The organism is Streptomyces aureocirculatus, from assembly GCF_000720475.1.
Classification (GTDB): Bacteria; Actinomycetota; Actinomycetes; order Streptomycetales; family Streptomycetaceae; genus Streptomyces; species Streptomyces aureocirculatus.
In genome coordinates this window covers 35,576-60,911 of record NZ_JOAP01000043.1, presented here as the reverse complement: position 1 = coordinate 60,911, position 25,336 = coordinate 35,576, and the positions used below count along the sequence as shown (strand labels likewise).

General features: G+C 72.7%; 25 protein-coding genes. 20 read left to right on the top strand and 5 right to left on the bottom strand.

All coding sequences use genetic code 11. From position 1 onward, the window contains the following. Positions 1-97: 97 nt before the first annotated feature. The gene (locus IG78_RS0131895; protein ID WP_030569762.1) at positions 98-1,957 is read right to left on the bottom strand and encodes a phosphoenolpyruvate carboxykinase (GTP); all 1,860 of its coding nucleotides are present in this window, start codon (positions 1,955-1,957) and stop codon (positions 98-100) included. Positions 1,958-2,251: 294 nt separating this feature from the next. Between IG78_RS0131895 and trhA the strand changes: the two genes are divergently transcribed. Together trhA and IG78_RS0131885 are read left to right on the top strand one after the other, a co-directional pair. Further along, positions 2,252-2,965 (top strand): PAQR family membrane homeostasis protein TrhA, encoded by a 714-nt coding sequence (gene trhA / locus IG78_RS0131890; RefSeq protein ID WP_030569761.1) that lies wholly within the window; start codon positions 2,252-2,254, stop codon positions 2,963-2,965. Between the two features lie 100 nt (positions 2,966-3,065). After that, positions 3,066-3,854 carry a Mut7-C RNAse domain-containing protein gene (locus tag IG78_RS0131885; RefSeq protein WP_051853094.1) on the top strand — a complete coding sequence of 263 codons (789 nt, stop codon included), beginning with the start codon at positions 3,066-3,068 and terminating at the stop codon, positions 3,852-3,854. A 379-nt stretch (positions 3,855-4,233) separates the two neighbouring features. Here IG78_RS0131885 and IG78_RS0131880 read toward each other — a convergent pair whose 3' ends face one another. Beyond that, complete coding sequence (locus tag IG78_RS0131880; protein WP_030569754.1) at positions 4,234-6,261, bottom strand: thioredoxin domain-containing protein; 2,028 nt, start codon at positions 6,259-6,261, stop codon at positions 4,234-4,236. Between the two features lie 136 nt (positions 6,262-6,397). Here IG78_RS0131880 and IG78_RS0131875 point away from each other — a divergent pair, with 136 nt between their 5' ends. The 4 genes from IG78_RS0131875 (at position 6,398) to IG78_RS51765 (ending at position 15,097) form a co-directional block, all read left to right on the top strand. Beyond that, a complete protein-coding gene (locus tag IG78_RS0131875; protein WP_030569750.1) occupies positions 6,398-9,712 on the top strand; it encodes a tetratricopeptide repeat protein in 3,315 nt (1,104 codons plus the stop codon). Positions 9,713-9,852: 140 nt separating this feature from the next. Then, positions 9,853-12,312: a tetratricopeptide repeat protein gene (locus tag IG78_RS0131870; RefSeq protein ID WP_157855930.1), complete on the top strand. Its 2,460-nt coding sequence runs from the start codon at positions 9,853-9,855 to the stop codon at positions 12,310-12,312. Between the two features lie 5 nt (positions 12,313-12,317). After that, positions 12,318-13,751 (top strand): CHAT domain-containing protein, encoded by a 1,434-nt coding sequence (locus IG78_RS49600; RefSeq protein WP_037686978.1) that lies wholly within the window; start codon positions 12,318-12,320, stop codon positions 13,749-13,751. After that, positions 13,748-15,097, top strand: coding sequence for a pentapeptide repeat-containing protein (locus tag IG78_RS51765; RefSeq protein WP_225882312.1), 1,350 nt, complete (start codon positions 13,748-13,750; stop codon positions 15,095-15,097). Before IG78_RS49600 ends, IG78_RS51765 begins: the two co-directional genes overlap by 4 nt. Positions 15,098-15,285: 188 nt before the next feature. Here IG78_RS51765 and IG78_RS0131855 read toward each other — a convergent pair whose 3' ends face one another. The 3 genes from IG78_RS0131855 to IG78_RS0131845 all read right to left on the bottom strand — a co-directional run bounded on the left by IG78_RS0131855 (position 15,286) and on the right by IG78_RS0131845 (position 17,758). After that, positions 15,286-15,492, bottom strand: a complete 207-nt coding sequence (locus tag IG78_RS0131855; RefSeq protein ID WP_030569740.1) for a hypothetical protein — start codon at positions 15,490-15,492, stop codon at positions 15,286-15,288. Further along, the gene (locus tag IG78_RS0131850; protein WP_051853093.1) at positions 15,492-16,871 is read right to left on the bottom strand and encodes a hypothetical protein; all 1,380 of its coding nucleotides are present in this window, start codon (positions 16,869-16,871) and stop codon (positions 15,492-15,494) included. The genes IG78_RS0131855 and IG78_RS0131850 overlap by 1 nt, the downstream gene beginning before the upstream one ends. 431 nt (positions 16,872-17,302) lie before the next feature. Then, positions 17,303-17,758, bottom strand: a complete 456-nt coding sequence (locus IG78_RS0131845; RefSeq protein WP_030569737.1) for a hypothetical protein — start codon at positions 17,756-17,758, stop codon at positions 17,303-17,305. Between the two features lie 174 nt (positions 17,759-17,932). Between IG78_RS0131845 and IG78_RS0131840 the strand changes: the two genes are divergently transcribed. The 14 genes from IG78_RS0131840 (at position 17,933) to IG78_RS0131775 (ending at position 25,331) form a co-directional block, all read left to right on the top strand. Continuing rightward, complete coding sequence (locus IG78_RS0131840) at positions 17,933-18,205, top strand: helix-turn-helix domain-containing protein (protein ID WP_030569730.1); 273 nt, start codon at positions 17,933-17,935, stop codon at positions 18,203-18,205. After that, positions 18,180-18,515, top strand: coding sequence for a hypothetical protein (locus IG78_RS0131835; protein ID WP_030569728.1), 336 nt, complete (start codon positions 18,180-18,182; stop codon positions 18,513-18,515). The genes IG78_RS0131840 and IG78_RS0131835 overlap by 26 nt, the downstream gene beginning before the upstream one ends. 79 nt (positions 18,516-18,594) lie before the next feature. Then, a complete protein-coding gene (locus tag IG78_RS0131830) occupies positions 18,595-19,032 on the top strand; it encodes a DUF6197 family protein (protein ID WP_030569726.1) in 438 nt (145 codons plus the stop codon). Beyond that, complete coding sequence (locus IG78_RS0131825; RefSeq protein WP_030569724.1) at positions 19,029-19,472, top strand: hypothetical protein; 444 nt, start codon at positions 19,029-19,031, stop codon at positions 19,470-19,472. The genes IG78_RS0131830 and IG78_RS0131825 overlap by 4 nt, the downstream gene beginning before the upstream one ends. Then, positions 19,469-19,882, top strand: a complete 414-nt coding sequence (locus IG78_RS0131820; protein ID WP_030569722.1) for a hypothetical protein — start codon at positions 19,469-19,471, stop codon at positions 19,880-19,882. The genes IG78_RS0131825 and IG78_RS0131820 overlap by 4 nt, the downstream gene beginning before the upstream one ends. Continuing rightward, positions 19,879-20,457: a hypothetical protein gene (locus tag IG78_RS0131815; RefSeq protein WP_030569720.1), complete on the top strand. Its 579-nt coding sequence runs from the start codon at positions 19,879-19,881 to the stop codon at positions 20,455-20,457. Before IG78_RS0131820 ends, IG78_RS0131815 begins: the two co-directional genes overlap by 4 nt. Continuing rightward, a complete protein-coding gene (locus IG78_RS0131810; RefSeq protein WP_030569718.1) occupies positions 20,454-20,789 on the top strand; it encodes a hypothetical protein in 336 nt (111 codons plus the stop codon). Before IG78_RS0131815 ends, IG78_RS0131810 begins: the two co-directional genes overlap by 4 nt. Positions 20,790-20,791: 2 nt before the next feature. Beyond that, entirely contained in the window at positions 20,792-21,079 is a 288-nt protein-coding gene (locus IG78_RS0131805) for a hypothetical protein (protein WP_030569716.1), read from the top strand. Continuing rightward, the gene (locus IG78_RS44395) at positions 21,069-21,569 is read left to right on the top strand and encodes a hypothetical protein (RefSeq protein WP_030569714.1); all 501 of its coding nucleotides are present in this window, start codon (positions 21,069-21,071) and stop codon (positions 21,567-21,569) included. Before IG78_RS0131805 ends, IG78_RS44395 begins: the two co-directional genes overlap by 11 nt. Next, positions 21,539-22,006 (top strand): DeoR family transcriptional regulator, encoded by a 468-nt coding sequence (locus tag IG78_RS52780; RefSeq protein ID WP_107055034.1) that lies wholly within the window; start codon positions 21,539-21,541, stop codon positions 22,004-22,006. Before IG78_RS44395 ends, IG78_RS52780 begins: the two co-directional genes overlap by 31 nt. After that, positions 21,927-22,172, top strand: coding sequence for a hypothetical protein (locus tag IG78_RS0131795; RefSeq protein ID WP_030569712.1), 246 nt, complete (start codon positions 21,927-21,929; stop codon positions 22,170-22,172). The genes IG78_RS52780 and IG78_RS0131795 overlap by 80 nt, the downstream gene beginning before the upstream one ends. 226 nt (positions 22,173-22,398) lie before the next feature. Next, entirely contained in the window at positions 22,399-22,914 is a 516-nt protein-coding gene (locus tag IG78_RS0131785; RefSeq protein ID WP_030569710.1) for a helix-turn-helix domain-containing protein, read from the top strand. Between the two features lie 45 nt (positions 22,915-22,959). Further along, a complete protein-coding gene (locus IG78_RS0131780; RefSeq protein ID WP_030569708.1) occupies positions 22,960-23,664 on the top strand; it encodes a VWA domain-containing protein in 705 nt (234 codons plus the stop codon). Positions 23,665-23,765: 101 nt separating this feature from the next. Continuing rightward, positions 23,766-25,331: a helix-turn-helix domain-containing protein gene (locus IG78_RS0131775; protein WP_051853091.1), complete on the top strand. Its 1,566-nt coding sequence runs from the start codon at positions 23,766-23,768 to the stop codon at positions 25,329-25,331. The last annotated feature ends 5 nt before the right edge of the window (positions 25,332-25,336 follow it).

Genomic DNA, 25,336 nt, shown 5'->3' with positions numbered 1-25,336 from the left:
AGGGCGGGGGAGGGGGGGGGGGGGGGGGAGGAACCCGTTCGGTGTTTGAGGGCGGGTGCGCTGGCGCGGTGGAGGGCGGGTGGGTGGGGGAAAGGGCTCAGCCCAGGCGGGCGACCAGGGCGCGGTACTCGTCCCACAGCTCCTTCGGGGTGTGCTCCCCGAAGGTATTGAGGTGCTCGGGCACGAGCGCAGCCTCCTCCCGCCACACCTCCTTGTCGACAGTGAGGAGAAATTCAAGATCGGCGGCCGGCAGCTCAAGCCCGGCGGTGTCGATCGACGCGGGCGTCGGCAGCACACCGATGGCGGTCTCGACACCCTCGGCACGCCCGTCGAGCCGGTCCACGATCCACTTCAGAACCCGGCTGTTCTCACCGAACCCGGGCCACACGAACTTCCCGTCCGCGTCCTTCCGGAACCAGTTCACGTAGTAGATCTTCGGCAGCTTCGCCTGGTCCTTGCCCTTGGCGACGTCCACCCAGTGGGCCATGTAGTCGCCCATGTTGTAGCCGCAGAAGGGCAGCATGGCGAACGGGTCGCGGCGCAGCTCACCGACCTTGCCCTCGGCCGCGGCGGTCTTCTCGGAGGCGACGTTCGCACCGAGGAAGACGCCGTGGTTCCAGTCGAAGGACTCGGTGACCAGCGGCACGGCGGAGGCCCGTCGGCCGCCGAAGAGGATCGCGGAGATCGGCACGCCCTTGGGGTCCTCCCACTCGGGCGCGATGATCGGGCACTGCGAGGCGGGCACGGTGAAGCGGGCGTTCGGGTGCGCGGCGGGGGTGCCCGCGTCCGGGGACCAGTCGTTGCCCTTCCAGTCCGTGAGGTGCTTGGGCTCCTCCTCCGTCATCCCCTCCCACCAGACGTCGTGGTCGTCGGTGAGGGCGACGTTGGTGAAGACCGCGTTGCCCCACAGCGTCTTCATCGCGTTGGCGTTGGTGTGCTCACCGGTGCCGGGCGCGACGCCGAAGAAACCCGCCTCCGGGTTGATCGCGTAGAGGCGGCCGTCCTCGCCGAACCGCATCCAGGCGATGTCGTCGCCGATGGTCTCCACGGTCCAGCCGGAGATCGTGGGCTCCAGCATGGCGAGGTTGGTCTTGCCGCAGGCGGACGGGAACGCGGCGGCCACGTACTTCGACTCACCGGTGGGCGGGGTGAGCTTGAGGATCAGCATGTGCTCGGCGAGCCAGCCCTCGTCGCGGGCCATCACGGACGCGATGCGCAGGGCGTAGCACTTCTTGCCGAGCAGGGCGTTGCCGCCGTAGCCGGAGCCGTACGACCAGATCTCGCGGGACTCGGGGAAGTGCGAGATGTACTTCGTGGAGTTGCACGGCCAGGGGACGTCCGACTGGCCGGGCTCCAGCGGGGCGCCCAGGGTGTGCACGGCCTTCACGAAGAAGCCGTCGGAGCCGAGTTCGTCCAGGACCGGGCGGCCCATGCGGGTCATGGTGCGCATGGACACGGCGACGTACGCGGAGTCGGTGATCTCGACGCCGATCGCGGACAGCGGCGAGCCGAGCGGGCCCATGCAGAACGGCACGACGTACATCGTCCGGCCGCGCATGGAGCCACGGAAGATCCCGCCCCGGCCGCCCTCGCCGGTGAAGATCTCCCGCATCTCCGCGGGGGCCTTCCAGTGGTTGGTGGGCCCGGCGTCCGCCTCCTTCTCGGAGCAGATGAAGGTGCGGTCCTCCACCCGGGCGACGTCGGTGGGGTCGGAGGCCGCGTAGTAGGAGTTGGGCCGCTTGATCGGGTCCAGCTTCTTGAAGGTGCCCCTGACGACGAGCTCCTCGCACAGGCGCTCGTACTCGGCCTCGGAGCCGTCGCACCAGACCACCCGGTCCGGCTGCGTCAGTTCGGCGATCTCGTTCACCCAGGAGAGCAGCTCCTGGTGGTCGGTGGGGGCGGCGCCCAGGGAGTCCGGGGTGTCCGCTGAAGAGGGAGCCGCGATGTCGCGCGCCACGATTGCTCCTAGTACGAGGGATTTGTGGTTGGGGCCCCGTGGGGGCTGCGACCCGGACGCTTCACTGCTTCGAACTCATGGGCGCTCATCCGGTGCCGACCGCACTCATTTGATCATCCGACGCGTTTGCCCATCTGTCCAGAGTGCCTCACACCTGAGCGGCGTGAGCATCGCCACTCCCTGTGCCCGCCATCTGGCACACCCTCGCCGGTGACCGTGAGGCTCGCCACTTGTAAGCTTTCGGCAGGTCAGGCTTGATACCTGACTTACGGTCCCGTAGGTACGATGGAAGCCATGACCGCACCTGTCCCCGACGCGATCGTGAATTCCCCCGTAAGTGAACCGAGCACGGCAGCCACCACGCCCGAGCTCCCCGTGAAGCCCAAGCTGCGCGGCTGGCTGCACGCCGGGATGTTCCCCGCGGTGCTGATCTCGGGCGTGTTCCTGACGGCCCTCGCCGACTCCACCCGCGGCCGCATCGCCTGCGGGATCTATGTCCTTACGGCCTGTCTGCTGTTCGGCGTCAGCGCGCTCTACCACCGCGGCGACTGGAGCCCCCGGGCGGACGGCGTGCTGCGCAGACTCGACCACGCCAACATCTTCCTGATCATCGCGGGGACGTACACACCGCTGACCCTGCTGCTCCTGCCCGGCGCCAAGGGCGAGTGGCTGATGTGGGGCATCTGGGCGGCGGCCGCCGCGGGCATCGTCTTCCGCGTCTTCTGGGTGGGCGCCCCGCGCTGGCTCTACACCCCCTGCTATCTGGCGATGGGCTGGGCGGCCGTCTTCTTCCTGCCCGACTTCCTGCGTACGGGCGGCATCGCGGTCCTCGTCCTGGTCATCGTGGGCGGCCTGCTGTACAGCGCGGGCGGCGTGGTCTACGGCTTCAAGCGCCCCGACCCCTCCCCCCGCTGGTTCGGCTTCCACGAGGTCTTCCACTCCTTCACACTCGCCGCGTTCGCGGTGCACTACGTAGGCATCTCCCTGGTCGCCTACCAACACGGCTGACGGCACGTACTGCGGTTCAGGGCCTGAGCCGACCGCCCCGACCGCGCCCCGCGGGGTGAAGCGCCGGTCAGAAGTGGCGGGCGCGTGCCATCCTGACCGGATGAACGGTCCGGAAATCCTTGTCGACTTCGACCCCGGCCTCGCGCTCTTCGTCCCGCACGAGCGGCGCGGCGGGCCCACCACGGCGGTCACCGACGGCGCGTCGACGCTCGGGCACGTCGTGGAGTCCCTCGGCGTGCCGCTCACGGAGGTCGGGGCGCTCGTCGTGGACGGGGCCGAGGTGGCGGCCGCGCATGTGCCCGCCGCCGGGCAGCGGGTCGAGGTGCGGGCCGTGCCCCGGCCGCAGCGGGTGCGGCCGGAGGAAGCCCCGTCGGAGCCGTTGCGCTTCCTCCTCGACGTCCATCTGGGCACGCTCGCACGGCGGTTGCGGCTGCTCGGCGTGGACGCCGCGTACGAGAGCACGGACATCGGCGATCCCGCGCTCGCCGCCCGCTCCGCCGCCGAGCGCCGGGTGCTGCTCAGCCGGGACCGGGGGCTTCTGCGGCGGCGTGAGCTGTGGGCGGGCGCGTACGTCTACAGCGACCGGCCCGACGACCAGTTGCGCGACGTGCTCGGCCGGTTCGCGCCCGCCCTGTCGCCGTGGACGCGCTGCACCGCGTGCAACGGCGCGTTGCGTGCCGCCCGCAAGGAGGACGTCGCGGAGCGGTTGCACGGGGGGACGCGGGGGTCGTACGACGTGTTCGCGGAGTGCGGGGCCTGTACCCGCGTGTACTGGCGGGGCGCCCACCACGATCGGCTTGAGCAGATCGTGCGGGGCGCGCTCGCCGAGTTCCCGCCCGCCTCGCCGGCGCCGCCCGCCCCCCGAGCCGCTTCGGGCACACCCGGCTGACCGCCCATCGGCCTGCGGCCTCGTCCTCAATCGCCGGACGGGCTCTTATTGGCCCGCGCCCCCCGAACGCCGAACGGGCTCTTATTGACCCGCGCTCGCCGAACGCCGAACGCCGAACGGGCTTTGATTCGCCCGCGCTCCCAGATCGCCGAACGGGCTCTTATTGACCCGCGCTCGCCGAACGCCGAACGCCGAACGGGCTTTGATTCGCCCGCGCTTCCCGATCGCCAGACGGGCTCTTGTTGTCCACGCGCCGCCGTCGGGCAGGGGCGTTGCCCAGCGAGGCGCAGCCGCTGTCGCCGACGGTGGCGCACCACCGCGGGTGGCGGTCACCTGACGGGCCGCTGGAAACGGGTGGGCGGGTGGGTGAAGGAAGGGGTCAGGACAGCGTGCCCAGGGTCCTCGCCAGGGCCTGGGGGTCCGTGGTGGGGCGGTCGCAGACGAAGTCGCGGCACACGTAGGCCGTCTCCCGGCCGTCCACCGCGGCACGGTCCGCGAGGAGGGGAAGCTCCCCGCCGGAGGGCCCCGCGGCCACGACGGCGCCGGGGGCCGTACCGAGCAGGGCCACGCGGTGCATCGCACCGCCGACCGCGCCGACGACGGCCACCTCACGGGGTCCGTCGAGCGCGGCCTCCGCCACCGCGAGGCCGTGCCCGATGAAGCGCGGCACACGCGGACCGAGCGCCTTGACGACCCCGAGGGCGCGCTCCGCGGCATCGCGGTGCGGGCGCGCCCCGGTGTGCGCGGCGTACGCGAGCAGCGCGCCCGCCGCCGCCGTCCACCCGGAGGGCGCCGCGTTGTCCGTCGGGTCCTGCGGCCGCCGGATGAGGCGCTCCCCGTCCGCCGCCGTGTCGTACAGCGCCCCGGACTCCGCGTCCACGAACTGGGCGAGGACGTGGTCGAGGAGGAACCCGGCGAAGTCGAGCCACACGCCCTCGCCGGTCACGGAGGCGAGCGCGAGGAACCCCTCGGCCACGTCGGCGTAGTCCTCCAGGACCCCGGCGTTGGCGCCCGCCTGCCCGTCCTTGGAGGTGCGGGCGAGCCGGGCCCGGTCGTCGAGGTGGAGACGTACCAGCAGATCCGCGGCACCGACGGCCGCGGCGACCAGGTCGGGGCGGTCGAAGAGCGCGCCCGTCTCGGCGAGCGCGGCGATCGCGAGACCGTTCCAGGCGGCGACCACCTTGTCGTCGCGGCCGGGCGCGGGCCGCTCGGCGCGGGCGGCGAGCAGCCGCTCGCGAATGCCGGCGATCCGCCGGGCGTCGGCGACCGCTCCCTCCTCGCCCTGCGGCAACTGGAGGACGGAGGCGCCCTCCTCGAAGGTGCCCTCCTCGGTCACGCCGAAGTACGCGGCCGCGAGGTCGCCGTCCGCCTCGCCGAGGACCTCGCGCAGTTGCGCGGGCGTCCAGACGTAGTAGGCGCCCTCGACGAGTTCACCCGCCGCGTCCTCGCTGTCGGCGTCGAGCGCGGAGGCGAAACCGCCCTCGTTGGTGCGCAGTTCGCGGACCATGAAGTCGGCCGTCTCCAGGGCGACCCGGCAGGCCAGATCGGAACCCGTGCCGCGCCACAGATGGGCGTAGACGCGACAGAGCAGCGCGTTGTCGTACAGCATCTTCTCGAAGTGCGGTACGACCCACTCCCGGTCGACGGAGTAGCGGGCGAAGCCGCCGCCGAGCTGGTCGTAGATGCCGCCGCGCGCCATCCGCTCACAGGTGTCCGCGGCCATCTGCAGGGCGCCCTCGGCGCCGGTGCGGACGTGGTGGCGGAGCAGGAACTCCACGACCATGGACGGCGGGAACTTCGGCGCGCCGCCGAAGCCGCCGTGGTTCGCGTCGTAGTCCCTGGTCAGACCGAGCAGCGCCTGGGCGAGTTCGTCCTCGCCGGGCAGTTGCCCGTCACCGAACGCGAGCTGACGCTCCGACAGGTCCTTGACGATCTTCCCGGCGACCTCGCCGACCTCGTCACGGCGGTCCGTCCAGGCCCGCCGCACCCCGTCGAGCACCTGCGGGAAGGACGGCATGCCGTGGCGCGGCTCGGGCGGGAAGTAGGTGCCGAAGTAGAAGGGTTCGGCGTCGGCGGTGAGGAACACCGTCATCGGCCAGCCGCCGTGGCCGGTCGCCGCCTGGACGGCCTCCATGTAGACGGCGTCGACGTCGGGACGCTCCTCGCGGTCGACCTTGACGTTCACGAAGTGCTCGTTCATGAGTGCGGCCGTGGACTCGTCCTCGAAGGACTCGTGCGCCATGACATGACACCAGTGGCAGCTCGAGTAGCCGACGGAGAGCAGCACGGGCACCCCGCGCTCACGGGCGGCGGCGAACGCCTCGGCCGACCACGGCCACCAGTCGACCGGGTTGTCGGCGTGCTGGAGCAGATAGGGGGACGTCTCATGGGCCAGTCGGTTCGGCATGGTCCCATCCTCGCGCACCGAAGGCCCTGATCCGCGGAGTCGCTCGCGCCGACGCCTCGTACGCAGGACACTGACACGTACATGTAGAGGTACCGGCACGTGTGGACGGCACGTGCCGCTCTCGGAGGGGGACCACATGCGGGACAGCCATCGGGCCGAAGCCGAGGGGCTGTTGGCACGGGCGGTCGAGGAGGAGGTCCGGCGCACCGGCGGCCGCACGGACGGCGGTGTGCTCCTGTCCCGGGCGCGGGGCGCGCTCGACGCCATGGCGCAGACGGCGGCCGAGGAGTACGAGGCGTACACGCGGGCCCTGGACGAGGCGGCGGCCGGGCAGCTCACGTTCGGCCAGCGGTACGCGAAGGAGGGCGCGGGCACCCCGCTGCTCGTCGCGGCGGTCGCCGCCGTCGCGGCCACGGCGGCCGACCTCGCGCTCGGCACGGGCGGCGGCACGGCCCTGGGCGCGGGCGCCGCCGTCGCGGTGGCGGGGGCCGCGGCGACGGTGGTGAAGGTGACGGCGTCCCACGTCCCGGCCGCGCAGCGGCACGCGGGCGCGGTGAGCCAGCCGGGCGGGCCCGCGCAACTGCGCCTCCAGTGGCTGACGGCGCTGGAGGTGCGGGGCATCCGGCCGTTCCTCGACCAGCAGCGCGTACTCACGGCCGCGTCGGGCGGCGGCGTGTCGGGCGGCGGGCAGAAGAAGGCGGCGCCCCAACTGCGGCGCACCGACAAGAGCGCGGCGGCGCGGCGGCGCACCGTACTCGAACAGTCCTACACCCAACTCCCGCAGTCCCAGGCGCCTTTCTCGGGGCGGCGCACCGAGCTCGGGCGCATCGCGCAGTGGGTGCACGCGGGCCGCGCGAGCACCCGGACCAAGCCGACGGTCGTCGTGCTGCACGGCCCGCCGGGCGCGGGACGGTCCTCGCTCGCGGTGCGGGCGGCGCACGACCTGAAGGACCAGTTCCGCGGCGCCTGCCTGGTGGACCTGCGCGGCGACACCCCCGGCGCCGTGCCCCTGTCGACACGCGACGCCCTGCTGCACCTGCTCAACCGTCTGGGCGCCCCGCGCGAACAACTGCTCTTCCGGGAGCGGTCCACGCAGGAACAACAGGTCAAACGGCTCAGTGAGCTCTACCACCAGCATCTGACGGGTCTGGAGGTCGTCATCGTGCTCGACGACGCCGCCGACCCGGAGCAGGTCCGCGCCCTCGTCCCCGAACGCTCCAACAGCCTCGTCCTGGTCACCGCCCGCGAGCCCCTCGACCTGCCGGACGACCTGCCCGCGTGGGTGCACGGCCTGCCGGTGGCGGCCCTGGACGCGGCGGGCGCCGAGCAGTTGCTCCGCGAGGCGGCGGAGGACCTCGCGGGGCCCTACGACGCCGCGTCCCTGGAGACCGTGCGGGACCTGTGCGGCGGGCTGCCGCTGGCGCTGCGCGCCGCCGGTTCGTCGCTCGGTCCCCGTACCCCGCTGCAACTGGTCGCCGATCTGTCCGCGTACGGGCCCCAGGACGCCGTGGCGCCCGTGGAGCGCGCGCTGTGGCTGCGCTACACCGATCAGTCGGAGACGGCGCGACGCCTGCTGCGGCGGCTCGCGCTCGCGGGGCGGGCCTCGCTCGGCGCGGCGGCGGCCGCGGCGCTGCTCGGCAGTCGAACGGGGCCCGCAGGGCCTTCGAACAAGGGCGGTGGCGGGCGACGGGAGGGCGAGGCCGAGGCGGGGCGGCAGCTCACCGCCCTCGCGCGGGCCGGGCTCATCGACCACATCAGGGGCGACCGGTACCGCCTGCACGACCTCGTGCGCGCCTTCGCGCGGGCCCGCCTCGCCGACGAGGAGGAGCCCGCGGAGCGCACGGCCGCGCAGGAGCGGCTCATCGTCAGCTACGGCGAGCTCGCCGACTCGGTGATCCGCCTCGTCGACGGCAAGACGTCGACGCGCGCCGACCACTTCGGGCAGCACGGCTTCACGTCCCTGGACTCCGCGCTGCGCTGGCTCGACGACGAGTCGAGCTTCATCACGGCGGCGCTGCGGCACGCGGAGGGCGTGGACCCGCAGGCCGTCCTCAACCTGCTCGGCGCGCTGTGCGACTACTGCCTGCTGCGCGGCGACCTCTACCGCCTGGGCGAGATCAGCGAATTCGCGCAGTCCCTGGAGAAGGCGGGCGCGGGCGCCGCGGGCGCGGCCGGGCACAACCGGATGGAGCGCAGCGTGCAGTGGCGCACCGGCATCGCCGCCCGCCAGCTCGGCGACCTCGACCAGGCCCGCTCCACGCTCTCCTCCGTCGTCGACCTCTACTTCGAGGCCCACCAGGACGCGGGGGCCGCCCGTGCCCTCGGCTCCCTCGGTATCACCCTGCACCACCAGGGCAATCTGTCCGAGGCCGCGGCGCGCCTGCGCGAGGCGCTCGACCTCCAGGTCTCGGAGGACCTCGCGGGCGACCGCGCCTGGACCCTGCACGCCCTCGCCGCCGTCGAACGCGACCGCTCCCGCCTCGGCGAGGCCCAGGAGATGCTGCACACCGCCCTCGCCCTGCACCGCGAGAGCGAGTCCGTGCACGGCGAGGCCTGGGCGCACTTCCAGCTCGGCCAGGTGTGTCTGCGCATGGGCGAGGTGGAGCGCGCGGAGGACGAGCTGCGCCGCGCCCTGGATCTGTACGTCACCACGCGTGACGCCCGCGGTGAGGCCTGGGCCCTCACCCAGCTCGCCCGGGCCCGCCTGGTCGCGGGCGATCCCGCGCCCGCCGTGGACGGCCTGCGCCAGGCCGTCTCCCGGCACCGCGACAACGAGGACGCCCGCGGGGAGGCCTGGTCCCTGTACTACCTGGGCCAGGCCCTGGAGGAGACCGGCGACCTCGCGCAGGCCGTCCGCGATCTGGAACGGGCCCGCACGATGTTCTCGCGCATGCGCGACGTGTACGGCCTGGCCTGCGCCCGCCACCACTCGGCCCGCGTCACCCGCGACCAGCGCGCCGCCCAGACCGGCTCCCTGCGCAACTCCGGTTTCGCCCGCCAGCTCCTGGTGGACGCGCGCGCCGACTTCCAGCGCATCGGGGTGGCGCACGGCGAGGCGTGGACGTGCCTGGAACTTGCGGTCGTCGACGCGGGGAACGCCCGCACGCAGGCGGCCCTCTCCCTCTGCGACGAGGCCATCGCCCTGTTCGCCTCCTACGGCGACCGCCGCGGCGAGGACTGGGCCCACTTCCTGCGCGCCACCCTCCTGCCCTACGCGTCCCCCGGCGGCTGGGAGATCGGCACAGCGGTCGCCCAGGAGGAACTCGCCCAGCTCTCCCGCGCCGCCCACCCCCTGCGCGACGGCAAGCTCGACGAGTACGTGGAGGCGTATCTGCTGTTGCTCGACCGGGGGGCCGAGCTGGATGCCGGGTGGCAGGGGTGGCGGCTCGGGATGACGCCGAGCAGGCATGCTCGGGAGGTCATGGGGGTGCCGGTGAGCGCCACTCCGTGAGAACGCTGGCCTGTCGTCAACTCAAGCGCGATAGTTGGGGGTTGACGCGCGGGCGGGGGGGTGATGCGGTGATCGGCCGGATGCCGGAAGAGTCCGTGCCGGGTCTCGGTCCACGTCCGGCACGCCCCCGGTACCGCGACGTGCGATGGCTGACCGGGGGCCGCGTCCGGCGCCCGGTCCTGGAGCTGTACGGGGCGCCCGGGGCCGGGACGTACGCGGCGGCGTCGCGCCTCCTCCGGCACGCCGAGATACGCGCGTTCGACGTCCTCCGCGTCCCGGTCCTGCGTTCCGACGTCGCGCCCGAGCTCACGCTGCTGCGGCTCCTCGAGGCGCTCGGCGAGGCGCCGGAGCCGTTGATCGGCACGGTGTCCGCGGCGCCCGACGTCCTGGTGCCCATGCTGACCGCCCTGTGCCGCGAGCAGCTCCGGGCGGGGCGCTGCCATGTCGTCGTGCTCCACGGCGTGCCCGCCGGTGAGCCCGGCGCCACCCTGCTGCGGTTGATCGCGCGGACCCTGCACGGCACGGACACCCGGGTCCTCGCGACGACCGCCTCCCGCCACACCGGCACGGGCCTGCGCCTGATCAGCCGCAGGGTGCACCCGTTCGGTGAGGACGCCGTACGCCCGGTTCCGGCCAGGGACCGCCTCCGTGCCCCGGCCGCCGCACTGCTCGATGTCCTCACGCGGTGGGCGGGCGAGGAGTTCACCGTCCCGGTGGCATCGGCACTGCGCGGGACCGGCTGCCGTACGGCGGTGGGAGAGCTGTACACCGGCGGGCTGCTCCAGCAGACCCGGGCAGGCCGGTACCGGCTGCACCCCGCGGCGGTGGCGGAGGCGCGCCCGGCGGAACGTACGGACGCGGGTGCCGCGCTGGACAGGGAGCTCGCGGCGGCCGTCCTCGAAGGGCGCGCGGACCTGCGGGACGGCCCCGACGCGTACGCGGACCTCGCCGTCCGGCTGCTGTGTGCGCACGAACCGCAGGCCACGGCGCTCCTGCGGGAACTCGAACCCCATCTGGCCGGCAGGCACGGGATGTTCCGGCTGCTGCGGATGAAGCAGTCGCTGTGGCACCTGACGGGCGACTACGAACCGGTACGGCTCCTGGCCGCCGTGTCCACCCGCGAGACGGGGAACCCCACGACGGCGTCCCGGGTCCTGAAGCCGTCCCCGTCCCCCCGGGCCGCCCTCGAAGAGGCCGTCACCCGGCGCCACCTGGGCCGCCTCGCAGCCGCCGCCATCACGCTCGACGGCATCCCCGCCCGCACACCCGACGGCTGGGTCCTGCACACACAGGCCGCGCTCCAGTGCGACATGGGCACGCTCACCGGCGTCGACCGGCTGCTGCGCCGCGCCGTCGAGGCCCACCAGGTCCGGGGCGACCGGCGCGGCGAGGCCTGGGCCGTACACCACTACGGGCGGCTCAGGCTGCTGCGCGGTGACACGGAGGAGGCCCGCAAGCGCCTCGAAGCCGCCCGGCACACGTTCGCCGGCCTCGGCGACCTGCACGGTGTGGCGTGGAGCAGCACCGAGCTGGCCCGGGTCGCGCTGTTCGACGGCGCCCACGAGGAGGCGATCGAGGCACTCACCCGGGCGCGCGACCTGCACCGGCGGAACCATGACGTGCGGGGCGCGACCTGGGCTCTGCTGTACACCGGGTTCGCGGAGGCGGAGGCGCTCGACTTCGAGTCGGCCAGGGAACACGTCGCCCAGGCGTTCATGGAGTTCTGGGGCATCCCCGACCGGCTCGGCGCCGCCTGGGCGCAGCACTGCCTCGGTCTGCTCCCGGGGCTCGCCCGGACCGCGTCGCCCGACGCCGCGTTCTTCCTGCGCCGGGCGCACACGGACTTCGTCGCCACCGGCTGCCCGCACGGCCAGGCGTGGAGCGCCCTGGAACTCGCGGAGCTCGGGCGGCGGCGAGACCCGGCCGGGGACCGCCGCGACCGCCGGTACCTCGACGCCTCGCGGCTGTTCGCGGCCATGGACGACGCGGCCGGTGAGCGGTGGGCCCGGACGTCGTACGACAGGGGCGGGCCGACCGGCCTCGCCTTCGCCCGCCGCAGGTCCCTCGGCCTGAAGGGCGACCTGGAGAGGTTCTATCCTCCTCACGTCCTGCGCGCCTACGTGGAGTGGCCCGACGGCCCCATTCCCCTCGCCGCCCGCTACACCGTCCCGGAACCCGGAGCGCACCCCGACAGCGGCGCCCCGCCGTCGCTGTCCCGCGTCCGCCTCGTCCTGCTCGACGACGAGGCCACCACCAGCGCGGCCGCCCGTATCGCCCTGCGCGTGGACCCCGGCCCCGACCACCCCTGGTCGACCCGCGCCGCCGACCTCCCCTGGCTCACCGCCCGGGCCACTCCCCTCACCGCCGCCGACGTCGAACCCACCCACGCCGTCACCCTCAAACCGTCCCCCCGCGACCCGGACGGCGCCGAGTTCCTGTTCACGCCGCGCCGGGCGGGGCGGCACCGGCTGCTGTTCACCATCGAGCACTCGGCGACGGCCACCGTCCTCCAGCAGGTCGAGACGTACATCGACGTGACCGACGGCGGAGGCGGCTCCCCAACTGCCACGCTGTCGCCGGAAGCGCTGCGGAGGGCCTAGGGGACATGGCCCACGAGCTTCCCACCCGCATCACGCACGACCCCAGTCTCGGCTTCACCCGGCTCCCGCGGCATGTGATCCGCCATCCCGACCTGGTCGTCGGCCTCGACGCCCGGCGTGACGACGAGAACGTACGGGCCCGGATGTACGGGCCCGCCGTCCCCTCGCTCAGCGGTTCCGAGCACACCGTCACGCTCAAGGTGCGCCCGCGCGAGGTCCGCAGGGTCGCCGCGCGGCTGCGGCAGGTGTGGCGGGACGAGTTCGTGGCCCTGACGCCCCTGGACCCGGCGGGGCGCCCGGCCCCCGGCCGCACCCCGCTCCCGTACGCCTCCCTGGTCGACCTCACCGCCGAGCCGGAGGCCGAACTGCGCGCCGCGCTCTCCCGCCTCGCCCTCTACGGGACACAGCTTCTGTACGACGTGCTCCTCGGCGGCGAGGACGAGGAACTCAAGCTCTTCCGCGGCTTCCTGACGGACGCCCTGAGCAGTGACCGGGCCCTGCGCATCCGCTTCCACTCGGACCTGTTCCTGCCCTGGCCGATGCTGTGCCTGCCGGCCGCGGCGGACGAGGGGGGTGCCGGGGGTGCCCGGGGTGCCGGGGGTGCCGGGGGTGCCGGGGGTGCCGAAGGCCCCGGGGGTGTCGAGGGCCCCGGGGGTGCCGAAGGCCCCGGGGGTGTCGAGGGCCCCGGGGGTGTCGAGGGCGACGGGGGTGGTCCCGCCCCGGACCGGGTGTTCGCCCGTTTCCTCGGCTACCGGCACCAGTTGGAGCACACCGGCGGCAACGCCTACGCCCGCGTCGCCGACGACCGCGACCCGCCGCCCCGCAGCGCCCCCGCCGTCAGCCTCAACCACGACACCGGCGTGGACGCGCAGGGCCTGACCCTGGCCGCCGAGGTCGCCGCCGTCCTCGCCGATGGCACCGACTTCGTGGAACGCACCACCCGCGCCGAACTGGAGCACGCCCTGCGTGACAGCCTCCTCGACGAGCAGCTCATGTACTTCTGGTGCCACGGCCACTTCACCGCGTCGGGCGACGAACCCCCGTACCTCGTACTGAAGCTGACCGACCAGCAGGCCATCGACGCCTACACCCTGCGCGCCCACCGCCCGCCCCTGGACGCCTGCGTGCCCTTCCGGCCTTTCGTGCTGCTCAACGCCTGTTACGCGGGGCTCCCCGGCAACGCCGACCTGGCGTATCTGGGCCGGGCCCTGTTCGACGCGGGGGCCAGCGGGATCCTGGGGCCGCAGATCGAGATGCCGCAGCGCTTCGCCGCCGAGTACGCGCTCGCCTTCGTCACCCGCTATCTCGCGGGGCGGGAGACGGCGGGCGGCATCGCCCACTCCCTGGCCCGGCACTTCGCCGACACCTGCCGCAACCCGCTGGGCTTCGCCTACGCCCTGCACAGCGGCATGGACAGCCGCCTGGAGCACACCGCGTGAGCGGGACCGCCGACCGGTTCGCCGCTGGGGGTGCCGCTACGGGGGGTGCCGCCGCCGCTGGGGGCGCCGCCGGGGGCGTCGCCGTCGTCGACCTCGATGAGAGCGGCTGGCCGCTGCGGCCCTCGCGCGAGGGGCCGCGCCCCGTCCCCGCGCCCGGCCTCACCGCGCACCTCGCGGAGCGTCTTACGCCACCGCCGTGGGCGACGGACATCGTCGTATACGTACACGGCTGGCAGACGTCGCAGGAGTCGGCGCTCGGTGCACTGCGCACGCTCCTCGCCCTCGTGGAGCGACAGCGCTCCGAGCGCCCGGAACTGTATCCGGCGCTCGCGCCCTGCGGACGGGGCGCGGCCGCGCGGGTCGCGGATGTTCGGGGCGCGGATGTGCGGGGCGCGTATGGGCGGGACGCAGACGCGCGGGACCCGTACGGGCGAGGCGCAGACGCGCGGGACGCGTACGGGCGGGACGCGCACGTGCCGGGCGCAGACGCGCGGGACGCGCACGGGCGAGGCGCAGACGCGCGGGACGCGTACGTGCCGGGCGCGGAGGCGAGGGACGCGCACGTGCCGGGTGCAGGCATGGCGGGGACCCGGCACGTGCCGGGCGCAGGCATGGCGGGGGCCGGGCGGGGGTTCGTGCCGTGGGCCGTCCTGGTTCGCTGGCCCTCACGCTCGCTGCCCTCCCTGGGCGGGTACCGCCGCATCCGCGACCGTGCGCACGCCATGGGCACCCACGGGCACGCCGCCCGCGTCATCGGGCAGTTGCTCGGTTACCTGGACGAGCAGCGGGGCGACCCGCGCACGCCTCCGGTCCTCGCCAACCGCGGCGGTCAGTATCTGCGTCTCGTCGGGCACTCGTTCGGGTGCCGGTTCCTGTGCGAGGCGGTGCAGTGGGCGGCGGCGCCGCCGGGCGGGACACTGGGGTGGAGCACGCCGGTGCCGCCGGGGCGGCCGTTCACCGTCGACTCGATGCTGCTGCTTCAGATGGCGGCGCCCAGGGACGCCTTCGCGGCCACGTTCACCGCGCTGGCGGGGGCGCCGCTGCGCGGGCCTGTCGTGGCGACGTACTCCCAGCACGACCGCGCCACCGGCTTCTGGCACCTGCGGGCGGAGCGACGTGCGGGCATCGGGTACGCGGGGATCGGCACGGCGCCCGCACCCGTGTCGGGCATCCGGATGCGGGGCACCGGCGAGGCGTACCCGCACGATGCCCTTGACCACCGCTTCGTCAGCGTCGACGCGGGCGAGGTCTTCGTCCGCGGCCGCGGGCCTGCGGGCGCGCACTCCGATCACCTGCGTCTGGAGTCCGCACACCTGCTCCTGTCACTGGCCGAACACGCCCGGTGACGACTTCAGCCCGGCGGGTTCAGCCCGCCCGTTTCAGCCCGTCCGTTTCAGCCCGTCCGGCGTTTGAGGACGAGGCCGTCCAGGCCGATACGGGGGTCCGGGGGCGGAGCCCCCGAGCGGGGTGAGGGGGGGAGCCCCCAGCGGGGCGCGCCCGGACGTAGCTGCCCACGGCGCCCCCGCCAGAAGCCTCAGGCTTCCTTGGACCCCTTGTCGCCCCCGGCGCGGGCCGCCCCCGACGCGGACACGGCAGGCTCGGTGCCCTCAGCGGCGCCCGAGGCGCCCGCCGCGGCCGAGGAGTCCGGCGACTCCGGGGAGCCCGAGGAGTCCCGGGAGTCCGAGGAGTCCGGGGACTCCTTGAAGTCGACCTTCCCCATGTGCCGGTTCATGGACTTCATCAACTCTCGTCCAAAACCGGATAGCCGCTGAACAGGGATGGAACACTTTTCGCGTGATCATCTGGGAGAGGAATGGGAAAAGGCGGCAGCCACGGGCCGCTCGCGAGGAACTTCTCCCAGACCTCCTGGAGGTACTCGACGATACGCAGCTCCATCGCCAGCGTCACGTTGCTGTAGACCCCCTCCACGCCCGGCAGCTCGTGCCCCATGCGGGCCTCCTTCGCCACCCGCGCAATGTCCGCGCCCGGCTCGTCCAGGAGCTCCCGGTGCCAGTGCCGCAGCCGGTACAGGTCTTGGCCGGCCAGTTCCTCCACCGGCAGCAGCTTGGGCCGGGTGAAGCGCTCGTAGCCCTTGCGGGGCTTCCGCTCCTCCGCACCGTCCCGGATCGGGTGCCAGTAGTCCCGTTCGAAACGGACCCCCAGCAGAGGCTTCCCCATCAGGGACAGAAACGTGAACGGCTGATCATGCGAGGCCAGCAGGGCGCACTGCATCTCATGCAGGAAGGGCGGGATCACTACGGTGCGGTAGGACTCGTACTTGGGCCCGGCCAGAGTCGGCTTGCCTTCCACCTTGTACAACTGGTGCTGCACGCGGATGGCGTGCAGGCCGTTCGCGGTGTACCTCTTCACCCCCTCTTCCCGGCGCTTCGGGTCGGGATCGGAGGCCGGCCAGTGCGGCGAGGAGTAGCCGCGCTGCAGCCCGTACATCTCGCCCGGCGGCCGCATGGCCGTGAAAGCGATGGTCCACATATAGACCCACCCCGTGAAGCCCCAGACGTGGTGCGCGTTCACGGCCGCCTTGTGGATGGCGGTGATGGGCAGGTCCATCTTCTCGCGGCGCGTCTTCTTCTTGATGTACTTGCCTCGCCTGCGCTGCTCGATGATCGGCGAGTCCGTGCGCAGCTTGTACTTCAGGACCGCATCGTTCATCAGCATGCGGAACAGACCGAGCAGTTGGCTGGTGTAGTTGTCGGAGTACTTGCCTGCCACCTGCGTCTTCCAGAGGTCGTACTCCAGTGGCGTGATGGCACCGACTGGCCGACTGCCCCAGTACGGCACTATCACCGCGTTGAGCATCGACCGGTAGGTGGTCTCTGAGTTCGGCCGCAGAGAGGCCGCCTTGTACCAGAGCCAGACGTACGTCTCCATGAGCGTCTGAGAGTCGGCCCGCGATATGTGCTTGCCGTGCCGAACGTCGTACTCGCGATCCAGCCCGAAGGTGTACGCCTCTTCCTCGTCCCGGAATGGCACGCCAGGCTCAGGGCCGGAGGCACTGTCGTAGATTTTCGTCTTGGTGGGCACGCCATCGTCGTCGCACTTGTACTGGCCGTTCCACCACTTCACGCGGATCGATTGGCCGCGCGTTTCCACGTAGGGCATGCGCTATCCCCTGAGTGAGCCTGAACGGGGCCCGCGGATGTGCCGGCAGGCACCCCTACCGCCGGCCTCCGCGTGCTGACTGCTTAGGGCAGTTGGCTGACTGGACAGCCGCCGCACTCCCTGCAGTCGATCCCTTGGCCCTGGAGCAGTCGCCGGACACGGGCCTGGATTCCCTTGTCCGTGGCCACCGCTGGGGCCAGGAAACAAACGATCTTTCCTTCGATCTCCAGAACATGCGCCGTGAAGCCCGGCCGATCGTAGGTCATGACCGTTCCCATAGGTCCCCCCTAATCTTTCGGAAGAACCCCCCAGGTGGACCGACAGAGTTGCATGCGGAACGCCTGGGCGCGAAGGGGTCGTTGAGGTTTCATCGGCTTCACTGCGTCACGATTCGGTTACACAGAAAAGGTTGTACGGGGAAGCCTTGCAGATCAGCCTTCTGCAGGAAGGACTCCCTTTCTTCGCAGCTCTTCCATGAACCCCCTGTGGATGTTCTCGATCTGACCTAGCGTTAGCTCCGGCGCATACAAGCCTGCAGACTTTGTCAGCGCACCCGGCGACGCCTCCGCGAACCGCTCCGGGTCCACGAAGTCACGAATCTGACCACCCTCGATGAGCTCGGTGCCGTCTTCGAGGGTGATCGAGTCCGCCCCCTGCAGGACGGCCGCGCACGATCCGGCCCGCATGCCGAACCCGACCTCGATCTTTCCGTATGACGTACCGGTGACCGTCTGCCCTGCCTCGACCTTGCTGTACGTGGTCACGGACAGGCCGCAGCGCGCAGCGGCGACGCGCTTGTCGCGGATGTCGAGCGCTACGCGTCGCTGCGTCACGAGGGCGGCGAGTTTCCGCAGGTGGCGGGAACTGTGATCGCTGGGGGGCGCCATGCGCCCAATGATGGCAGCTACCTCTAGCTACCGCCAGAAACGCCTAGGTGATGACTGGTTCTTGGCGTGTCCTTGACGCTCAAACACCCTGCCTGATCGACAGAACTAGAGATTTCTAGAGATTACTGATGAGTATCTCTGGAAATCCCTAGAGGTGGTCGCTAGCGTCGTCGCATGCACAGACCCCCAGCCACCTACCTGGTGGACGGGACGGCTATCCGCACCCGTCGCATGGACCTCGGCATGAGCCAGGTCGATTGCGCCGCCCGCGTCGGCATCAGCAGGCCGTATCTCAGCCAGCTCGAGACCGGGCACCGCGACAGCGTGCGACCCCCCACGTACAAGCGCCTGCGCACCGTCCTTGACGTGCCCGACGACGATGACCGTCTCCTCGCCGAGGAGGCGGCACGAGAGGAAGCCCATGGCCGCCGACACGGCTCCCCGTAACAGGCGGAAGCCTGCCGAGCCCGTTCTGGAGCACTTCTACACCTTGAAGAAGGCCGCCGAACGCCTCGGCCTGAACGACCCGGACGACCCCGAGGACAAGACGGGCGTGGACTGGCTGCGACGGGGCGTGAACCGCAAGGACGGCACGCCTTTCCCTCATCACCGCATGGCCAACCAACTGATGTTCAGCGACTCCGACCTCGCGGTGATCGCGGAGATGCAGCGGAACAAGGTCGACGGGCGCAGCAAGCCCCGACGCTCGCGCCGCCGTCCGAACAGCACGACGCGCTCCGTAACCACGACCCACTGAACCGCTGCGCCCAGGGGCCGCCCGACTGGCAGGCCCGGCGACCCCTGACACGGCGCCTCACCGACACGAGAGGTCACCGATGACCCAACACGCTACCGTCCCGCCGCCCCTGCAGCGGCTCACCAGACTCCCGCTGCCCCCGCTCGCTGCGGTCTACCGGAAGGCCGCCCGTCTCCTGGCGCAGGCCGGCCACCGCCAGACCGAGATACGCACCGCGTTCTCCTGCCCGCCCGCCCCGGGCGCAATCACGATCATGGACGCGCTGCGCGCCGCCGCGGCTGCGGTCTGCGCCGCCGGAACCCTGACCTGCCAGGAGCAGGCGGTGTCCCGGCTCGGCGACCACGCGGTGTACCGGCTCGCGCTGCGCCTGGAGGTCCGCGGTCAGGGCCCGTTCTGGATCGACATCGCCTCCCTCGAGGAGCACATCACCGCCTGGGGCGACATGCCGCGCCGTACGACCGAGTCGGTCGTCGCGCAGCTCGAGCGCGCCGCCGACGCCAGCGAGAGGTCAGTATGAGCACCCACTCCAGCGACGCCCGGGCGGCCGCCGTCGAGCAACTCGGCGCCCTGCCGCTTCCGGTGGGCCCGACGTTCGAAGGGCATCAGCCCGCAGCGCAGGCACTGGTCGGCCTAACCGAGATGTTCGGCCACCTCCCCATGTCCGACGTGATACTCCGCGCAGCCCCGCGCGAAATCGTCTTGCGCCCCCCGTCCCCGGACGCGTTCGAGCAGTGGCGTGCGGCGCTGCAGATCACACCGGACTCGGTGTCGCTCCGTGCCTTCGGCGGCTGCGCGTGGCTGCAGGCAGACGGGGTGTTCCAGGGCGTGGCCGTGCACATGTCCGTGCACGACCTGCCGCTGACAGAGGAGCAAGCCGAGACACCCCCTGCCCCTCCTGTTCCCGGGGCGGGCCTGTCGCAGGGCCCTGCGGGTGCCGAAGAGGGAGCCGCACTGTGAACGCCCCCGACGAGATGAATGCGCGTGAGCGTGAGTCGTTCGCGGCAGCGCAGGCGGTGGCCGCCGAGCTGATCCAGACCCTGACGGTGCTGCCGCGTGAGGTGTCCGCCCGCCAGGAGCTCGGCCTCGACGACGAAGCGGCCTGCTCGGTGCGGATCTTCTGCGCGGCCGGTGACCGCCGCCCCGTCGACGAGCTCGCCGCCAGGCTGGGACAGCCCGCCCAGCGTGAGCTCACCTGGTCAGGCAGCAGCGTGTACTACGAGGTCCACGGGCAGATCGACGGGATCACCGTGCAGGCCTGCACCCTCCTGCACCCCGACGTCGACGATGCGGTCCTGCGCCTGGGCACCGGGCCCGTCGACACCACCGCAGCGGTCGACGCCGTGGTAGTCGCGGGGGCCGACGCGTGAGCCGGGACCTGCAGCACCTGCTGCACACCCGCCTCAAGCTGGCCACGGAAATGCTGGACCTGCCGCTGACCAACGAGCACCTCGAGCACCTGGCCGTGCAGCTCACCCCCGCCATCATCGCCTTCCTCGCGGAACGGCGAGACGCGGCGGCCGAGACCGCGCCTGTCCCCTATACCCTCGCCGACCACGCGCCGGACGACGGCGCACTGATGGAGGTAAGCCTGGAAGGCGGCTGCATCGCCCGCGTCGGCCTGGACGTCGACCTGGACTCCCCGGCCGCCATCCTCGCGCAGAGGTTGCACAGGCAGCCCGATGTGGTCGGCACCGTGCTCCCGGACGCCACCACCCTCGAGCTGACCGTGCGTCCGCGGACCCTGGACGCCTGGCGCTGGTGGCTGGGCAAGTGCGGCGCCGACCAGAAGCACGTGCAGGACGACGCCGTCCAAGCCTGCGGGCAGTGGTCCGGCGCCACCGTGCACCTGCGCGGCGAGGGCGTGCCCGCGCTGCAGCAGACGCGCGGCGTCGAGATGCTCCAGTACGTCCTGGGGCCCACCACCCCGAGGGCCGAGCGGTGATCGCGCTGGTCAACGAAGACGCCGGGACCGTGGCGGCCCTCCTCGCCGGAGCGATCGCGGGCAGCGCGGTGACGCTGGCGGCCCTCAAGTGGTGCGTCGACCTCGCCTCCAAGCCCGGCCCGCCCCGCGAGGACGGCGAAGCCGTCACCTGGCCGCCAGCGCACCCGGCGCCCTGCCTGCCGGTGCGCCCCGCCCGTACCCAGGAGCCCGGTGCGGACCAGGAGACGCAGCCGCTCACCGTGGCGCGCGTCCCGCACGCCCGACACCGCCGCCCCGCCCCGACCACCGCACCTCGCGCAGGCCGCACGCTGCAGGCGGGTGATCACCAATGAGCGTGTCGAAGACCTCAACGGCGTGGAACGGCGGCCAGTACACCGGCACCCGCCAGACCACGCCCCGGCCTCGCAGGTGGGACCCGGTCGTGGACACCTGCAGCCTCCAGGAGTGCGGCACGCCTGGCAGCGGGCCAAGTCCCCGTCCGGACATGGTCCGTGTGCCGGGTGCAGGCGAGGACGGCGCAGCCGCCTGGTACTGCCCCGGCCGGTGCACGTCGATCGCCCGCGCTCGCACCGACCTGCGCACCGGCGGCCACGACGAGGCGGTGAACCACGGTGAGCTGTGATCAGCCGCGCACCGCGGCCGCCGGGGACGGGAAGAAGGACACCCGGGACAGCAGCCATCTGTCCCGGGCGGCGTCCACTGCCCACACCCCCAGCCCAGCCCCCGCCGCCCCCGCCCGGGGGCAGCGCACCCGAGCCGACCACCAGGCCGTCGCCGACCGGCTGCGTCTGCAGCCGGACGAGTGGGGTGTGGTGGGCATCTACTCCTACCTCCACAGCGCCAACACCATCGCGAGCGGCATCCGCCGCGCGGGACACCGCTTTTGGATGTACGGGCCAGCCCGGTCCTTCCAGACCCGCACCACGCCAACGGATGACGGCTACGTGCGCGTCGAGGCGCGCTTCGTGAGCTCGTCCCCCGAGCCGCCCACGGACAGCGACACCCCCCCTGAAGCAGCCGCACACCACACCAGAACGGGGGCCGGGATCGGTCACGTGGGCCAGGCCCCGGTCCTCGGCGGATGCGGCTCGCGCCATCGCCGCACGACATGAGCAGGCCTACGGGGACGTGTTCCTGCGTCCCCTCACCCCACCCGGGAATGGCGGCCCTGTGCCCAATCAGGAACAGGGTGAACAGGGCCGCAAGGGCGGTGACAACCGTGGCTGAACCGCGTAACCGCAAAGTCCGCGCCCAGCAGGCCGCGCTGCTGAAGGCCGTGCGGGACCTGCCCGGCCCGGGCCCGGTGCGCACCGGCCAGATGCTGCCCGCGCAAGCGGCGGCCGGGTTCGGATGCAGCCGCACCACCATCCGCCAGGACCTGCACGCCCTGGCCCACCGGGGGCTGCTGATCGAACACGGTCCCGACAACAACCGCTCCTACACCCTCAACCACGCCTGGGAGCACGGCCATGCCCACGCCGACCGTACGCGGGCGCCTGCAGCGCCTCCTGCAACTCCTCAACACCGCTCTGACCGGCCCGGCCCGTGACGCCCCCGACGACGGGTGGCTGGAGCAACTCCTCACCGACGGCGAGATCGAGGGCGCCGACCGCGCCTACTGCCCGGTCCACCAGCGCGTGACCGCGCACGCTCAGCACCCCGACGGCACCGAGACCTGCGTGGACTGCCGTATCCGGCTGACGGGCCCGCAATGAAACGGCCGTCGTGCGAGGTCTTGGCCCTGCCCCACGCCTACACCTACGCCCGCCTGTACGTCTCGGGCTGGCGGTGCGCGGCCCACACCCCGTCCGCGATGCGGGGTCTCCCCGAGGCCCCGCCGGGACCGGGCTGGCCCGTCCACCGCCAGCTCCCGCCCGGCCCCACCGCCGAACCACCCGCCCACGCACCCGAACACCTCGAGCCTGGAGAGGACTTGGCCTCATGAGCTCACCCGCCCCGCCCCGCAGACCGTCCCCGGCCGACATGCCCCGCCACCCCGCGCCCCCGGCCGCCAAACCCACCACTGCCACGGCGCGTACGCCCGCACCGGCTCCGGCCCGCTCGCCGCAGCACTCCGGGCTGCAGACGGCGATCGCCCCCGGCAAGCTCCGCGACGACGAGGTCTTCAAGTCGCTGTTCCGGCGCGGGCTGTTCCTGAGCGGCCTGCCTCCGCAGGCCCGGCTGGTGGCCCACACCCTGGCCTGGTACGCCCACCACCGCACCGGTCAGATCACCCCGAATGGGCAGCCCAGCGTCGAGCGGCTCGCCCGCGAGACCGGCCTGGACCCCAACCGTGTCCGGGTGGCGATCGAGGTGCTGTGGCAGCGCGGCTGGCTGCGCCGCCGACCGATCCTCTCCGGCCCGCGCCAGGGCCGCCCCCGCATGGACCTGGTCGTGCCCGCCGTCTACCTCGACCAGGTCCGCGCCCTGCGCAGCAGGCACCGCACCGGCGGCTGACCAGCCCCGTGACCTGCACTCCCACCTCCTCCCGTAAGGATCGTGATGACCGACTTCACCAAGATCGAAAAGAAGGCGCCCGGCCTGGTCGACCTGGCCAAGACCGCCGCACACTCCCTGCACACCCAGGGCCTCGACGGACTGCGGGCCGCGGTCTACCTGGTCCTCGACCGCTCGATGTCGATGGCCAAGTACTACCGCGACGGCTCCGTGCAGCACCTGGCCGACCAGGCGCTCGGACTGTCGGTGAACGTCGACGACGACGGTGTGGTGCCGCTTGTCTTCTTCGACTCCCGCTCCTACCCGGTCGTCGACATCCGCCTGTCCTCCTACACCGGGGTCGTGGCTGCCCAGCACCGGCTGCACGGCGGAGAGCTGACCATGGGCGGCACCCGCTACGGGGGCCCCATGCGCCTGGTCACCGAGCACTACCTGAACTCCGGCACCACCGACCCGGCTCTGGTCATCTTCCAGACCGACGGCCAGCCGCAGGACCAAGCCGCCGCCCGCGCCGAACTCATCAGCGCCTCCCAACTGCCGATCTTCTGGAGCTTCATCGGCTACGGCAATGCCCCGGTGCCGTTCCTAGAGCAGCTCGACGACCTACCCGGCCGCGACGTCGACAACGCCTCCTACCTGCACGTCGGTCCCCACCCGCAGGCACTGCCCGCCCGCGATCTCTACGACGGAATCACCGCCCAGTTCGCGCCCTGGCTGACCGCCGCCCGCGCCGCCGGAATCACCACCTGACCCACCCCGCCCGCGCAGACAGTTCCGGCGCACACCCCACACATGCCGCACCCGCCAGCACCCACTCCGCCCCTCGCCTCGTCTCCCGAAAGAGGAAATTCATGACCGCCCGCCCGCCGTGCGACGCGCACCAGGAGCCGCAGCCCGCGGCCCCGGCAGCGCGTGCGCGCGGCGGGTTGTCCGTTCGGATCCCCCTGCGCCTGGTCGCAGGCGCTCAGTACGCCGACACGGCCCTGAGCGTCTACGTCAAGATCGCAGCGCTGTCCCAGCGGTCCGAAGGCTGCACCGCCCGGGTCGACACCCTGGCCGCCTACCTCGGCATGTCCAAGTCGCAGGTCGAGCGCGGCCTGGCCGACCTCCGCAACCCCGACGCCGTCGACGGCGTGGTGGAGGTGCCGACGACGCGGCGCACCCTGCCCGGCGGCCGCGGGCAGTCCGCCCACCGCACCACCCGCCCCCTCGCCCCGGGCGAGCTGTGGGTACGCATCCCTGTCCGCGCTGCCGAGGCCCTTTCACCGCGACTGCTGCGCCTGTACGCGCTCCTCGCCTACGCCACCGCCCGCCGCTTCCCTGTCACGTGCGCGGAGCTCGGCGAGCAGATGTTCCATCACACCGGGCGGCGCGCCGGTGAGCACCTTGGCGAGCGGCAGGCCCGCCGCCTGGTCGACGAGCTCGAGGCCACCGGCTGGCTGACCGTGCACCGCCGCGAAGGCCAGCACGGCCGCCACGCCTACGAGACTCACCGCCGCCCACTGCACCCCGTCCCGGCCCCGGCCACCGAGGCACCGGCTGCCGAGCAACTGGCGCTGTGGGGGGCGCAGTCACCGGACATCCATGACGGTTCCGGTGCGGATCTTGGTGACGGATCGCTCGCGTCTAAGGAAGACCTGCAGACTGACCGACCGGCGAGCAGGGATGTGGTGGGTATCCGCCGTAGGCGAGGTACCGGTAGTAGGCCGCGCGCTGAGCTCGCCTCGCACGTGCCGCCCGCCTTCGGGCCCGGTCATCGCGTGCTGCGCACGGATCGCACACCCGGCGCGAGCGCCGCCGCCGGGCGCGCCCCTTACACCGGCCCCGCCCTCCAACTCTCCCCCCGCGTCTGGCGGGTGCTGGAGCCCCTACGCCACCACCTCCCCGAACTGCGCCCGTTCGTGCTGCGGAAGATCGCCCGGGAGATCGGTGCGCAGCTCGGCGCGGGCACCGGTGAGGAGCGGGTGCGTGAGCGTCTCGAGCACCGTTACGCCCGCACGGACACCATCCGCGACATCGGCCGGTGGATCCTCGGCGCGGGCCTGCCCCGCCACGGCTGCGGCATCGCCGCCTGCGAGTCCGGGACGGTGTGGGACGCCGGGCAGGACTGCGAACTGTGCGCCGTCAACCGGCAGGTGGCTGCCGCTCGGCGCGCGGCCGCACAAACCGCACCCCCGCCCGCCCCCGCCCCGGTCGGGAAGCCGCCGACGTCGCCCGGGCTGCTGCTCGTGCACGACGGCCCGCCGCCCCCGCCACCCGCGCCGCTGCCCCCGCCCGCCGATGCGGCGCGGCGCGCGGCCGCCACCGCCGACGACATCACCACGGCGCTGGCCCGCCACGGGCCCGCCGACGCCATCCGTATCTGGGGCTACCTCCTGGTCGCCCCCCACCTGACCCCCGCCGCTACCGGTAGTTGAGCCGG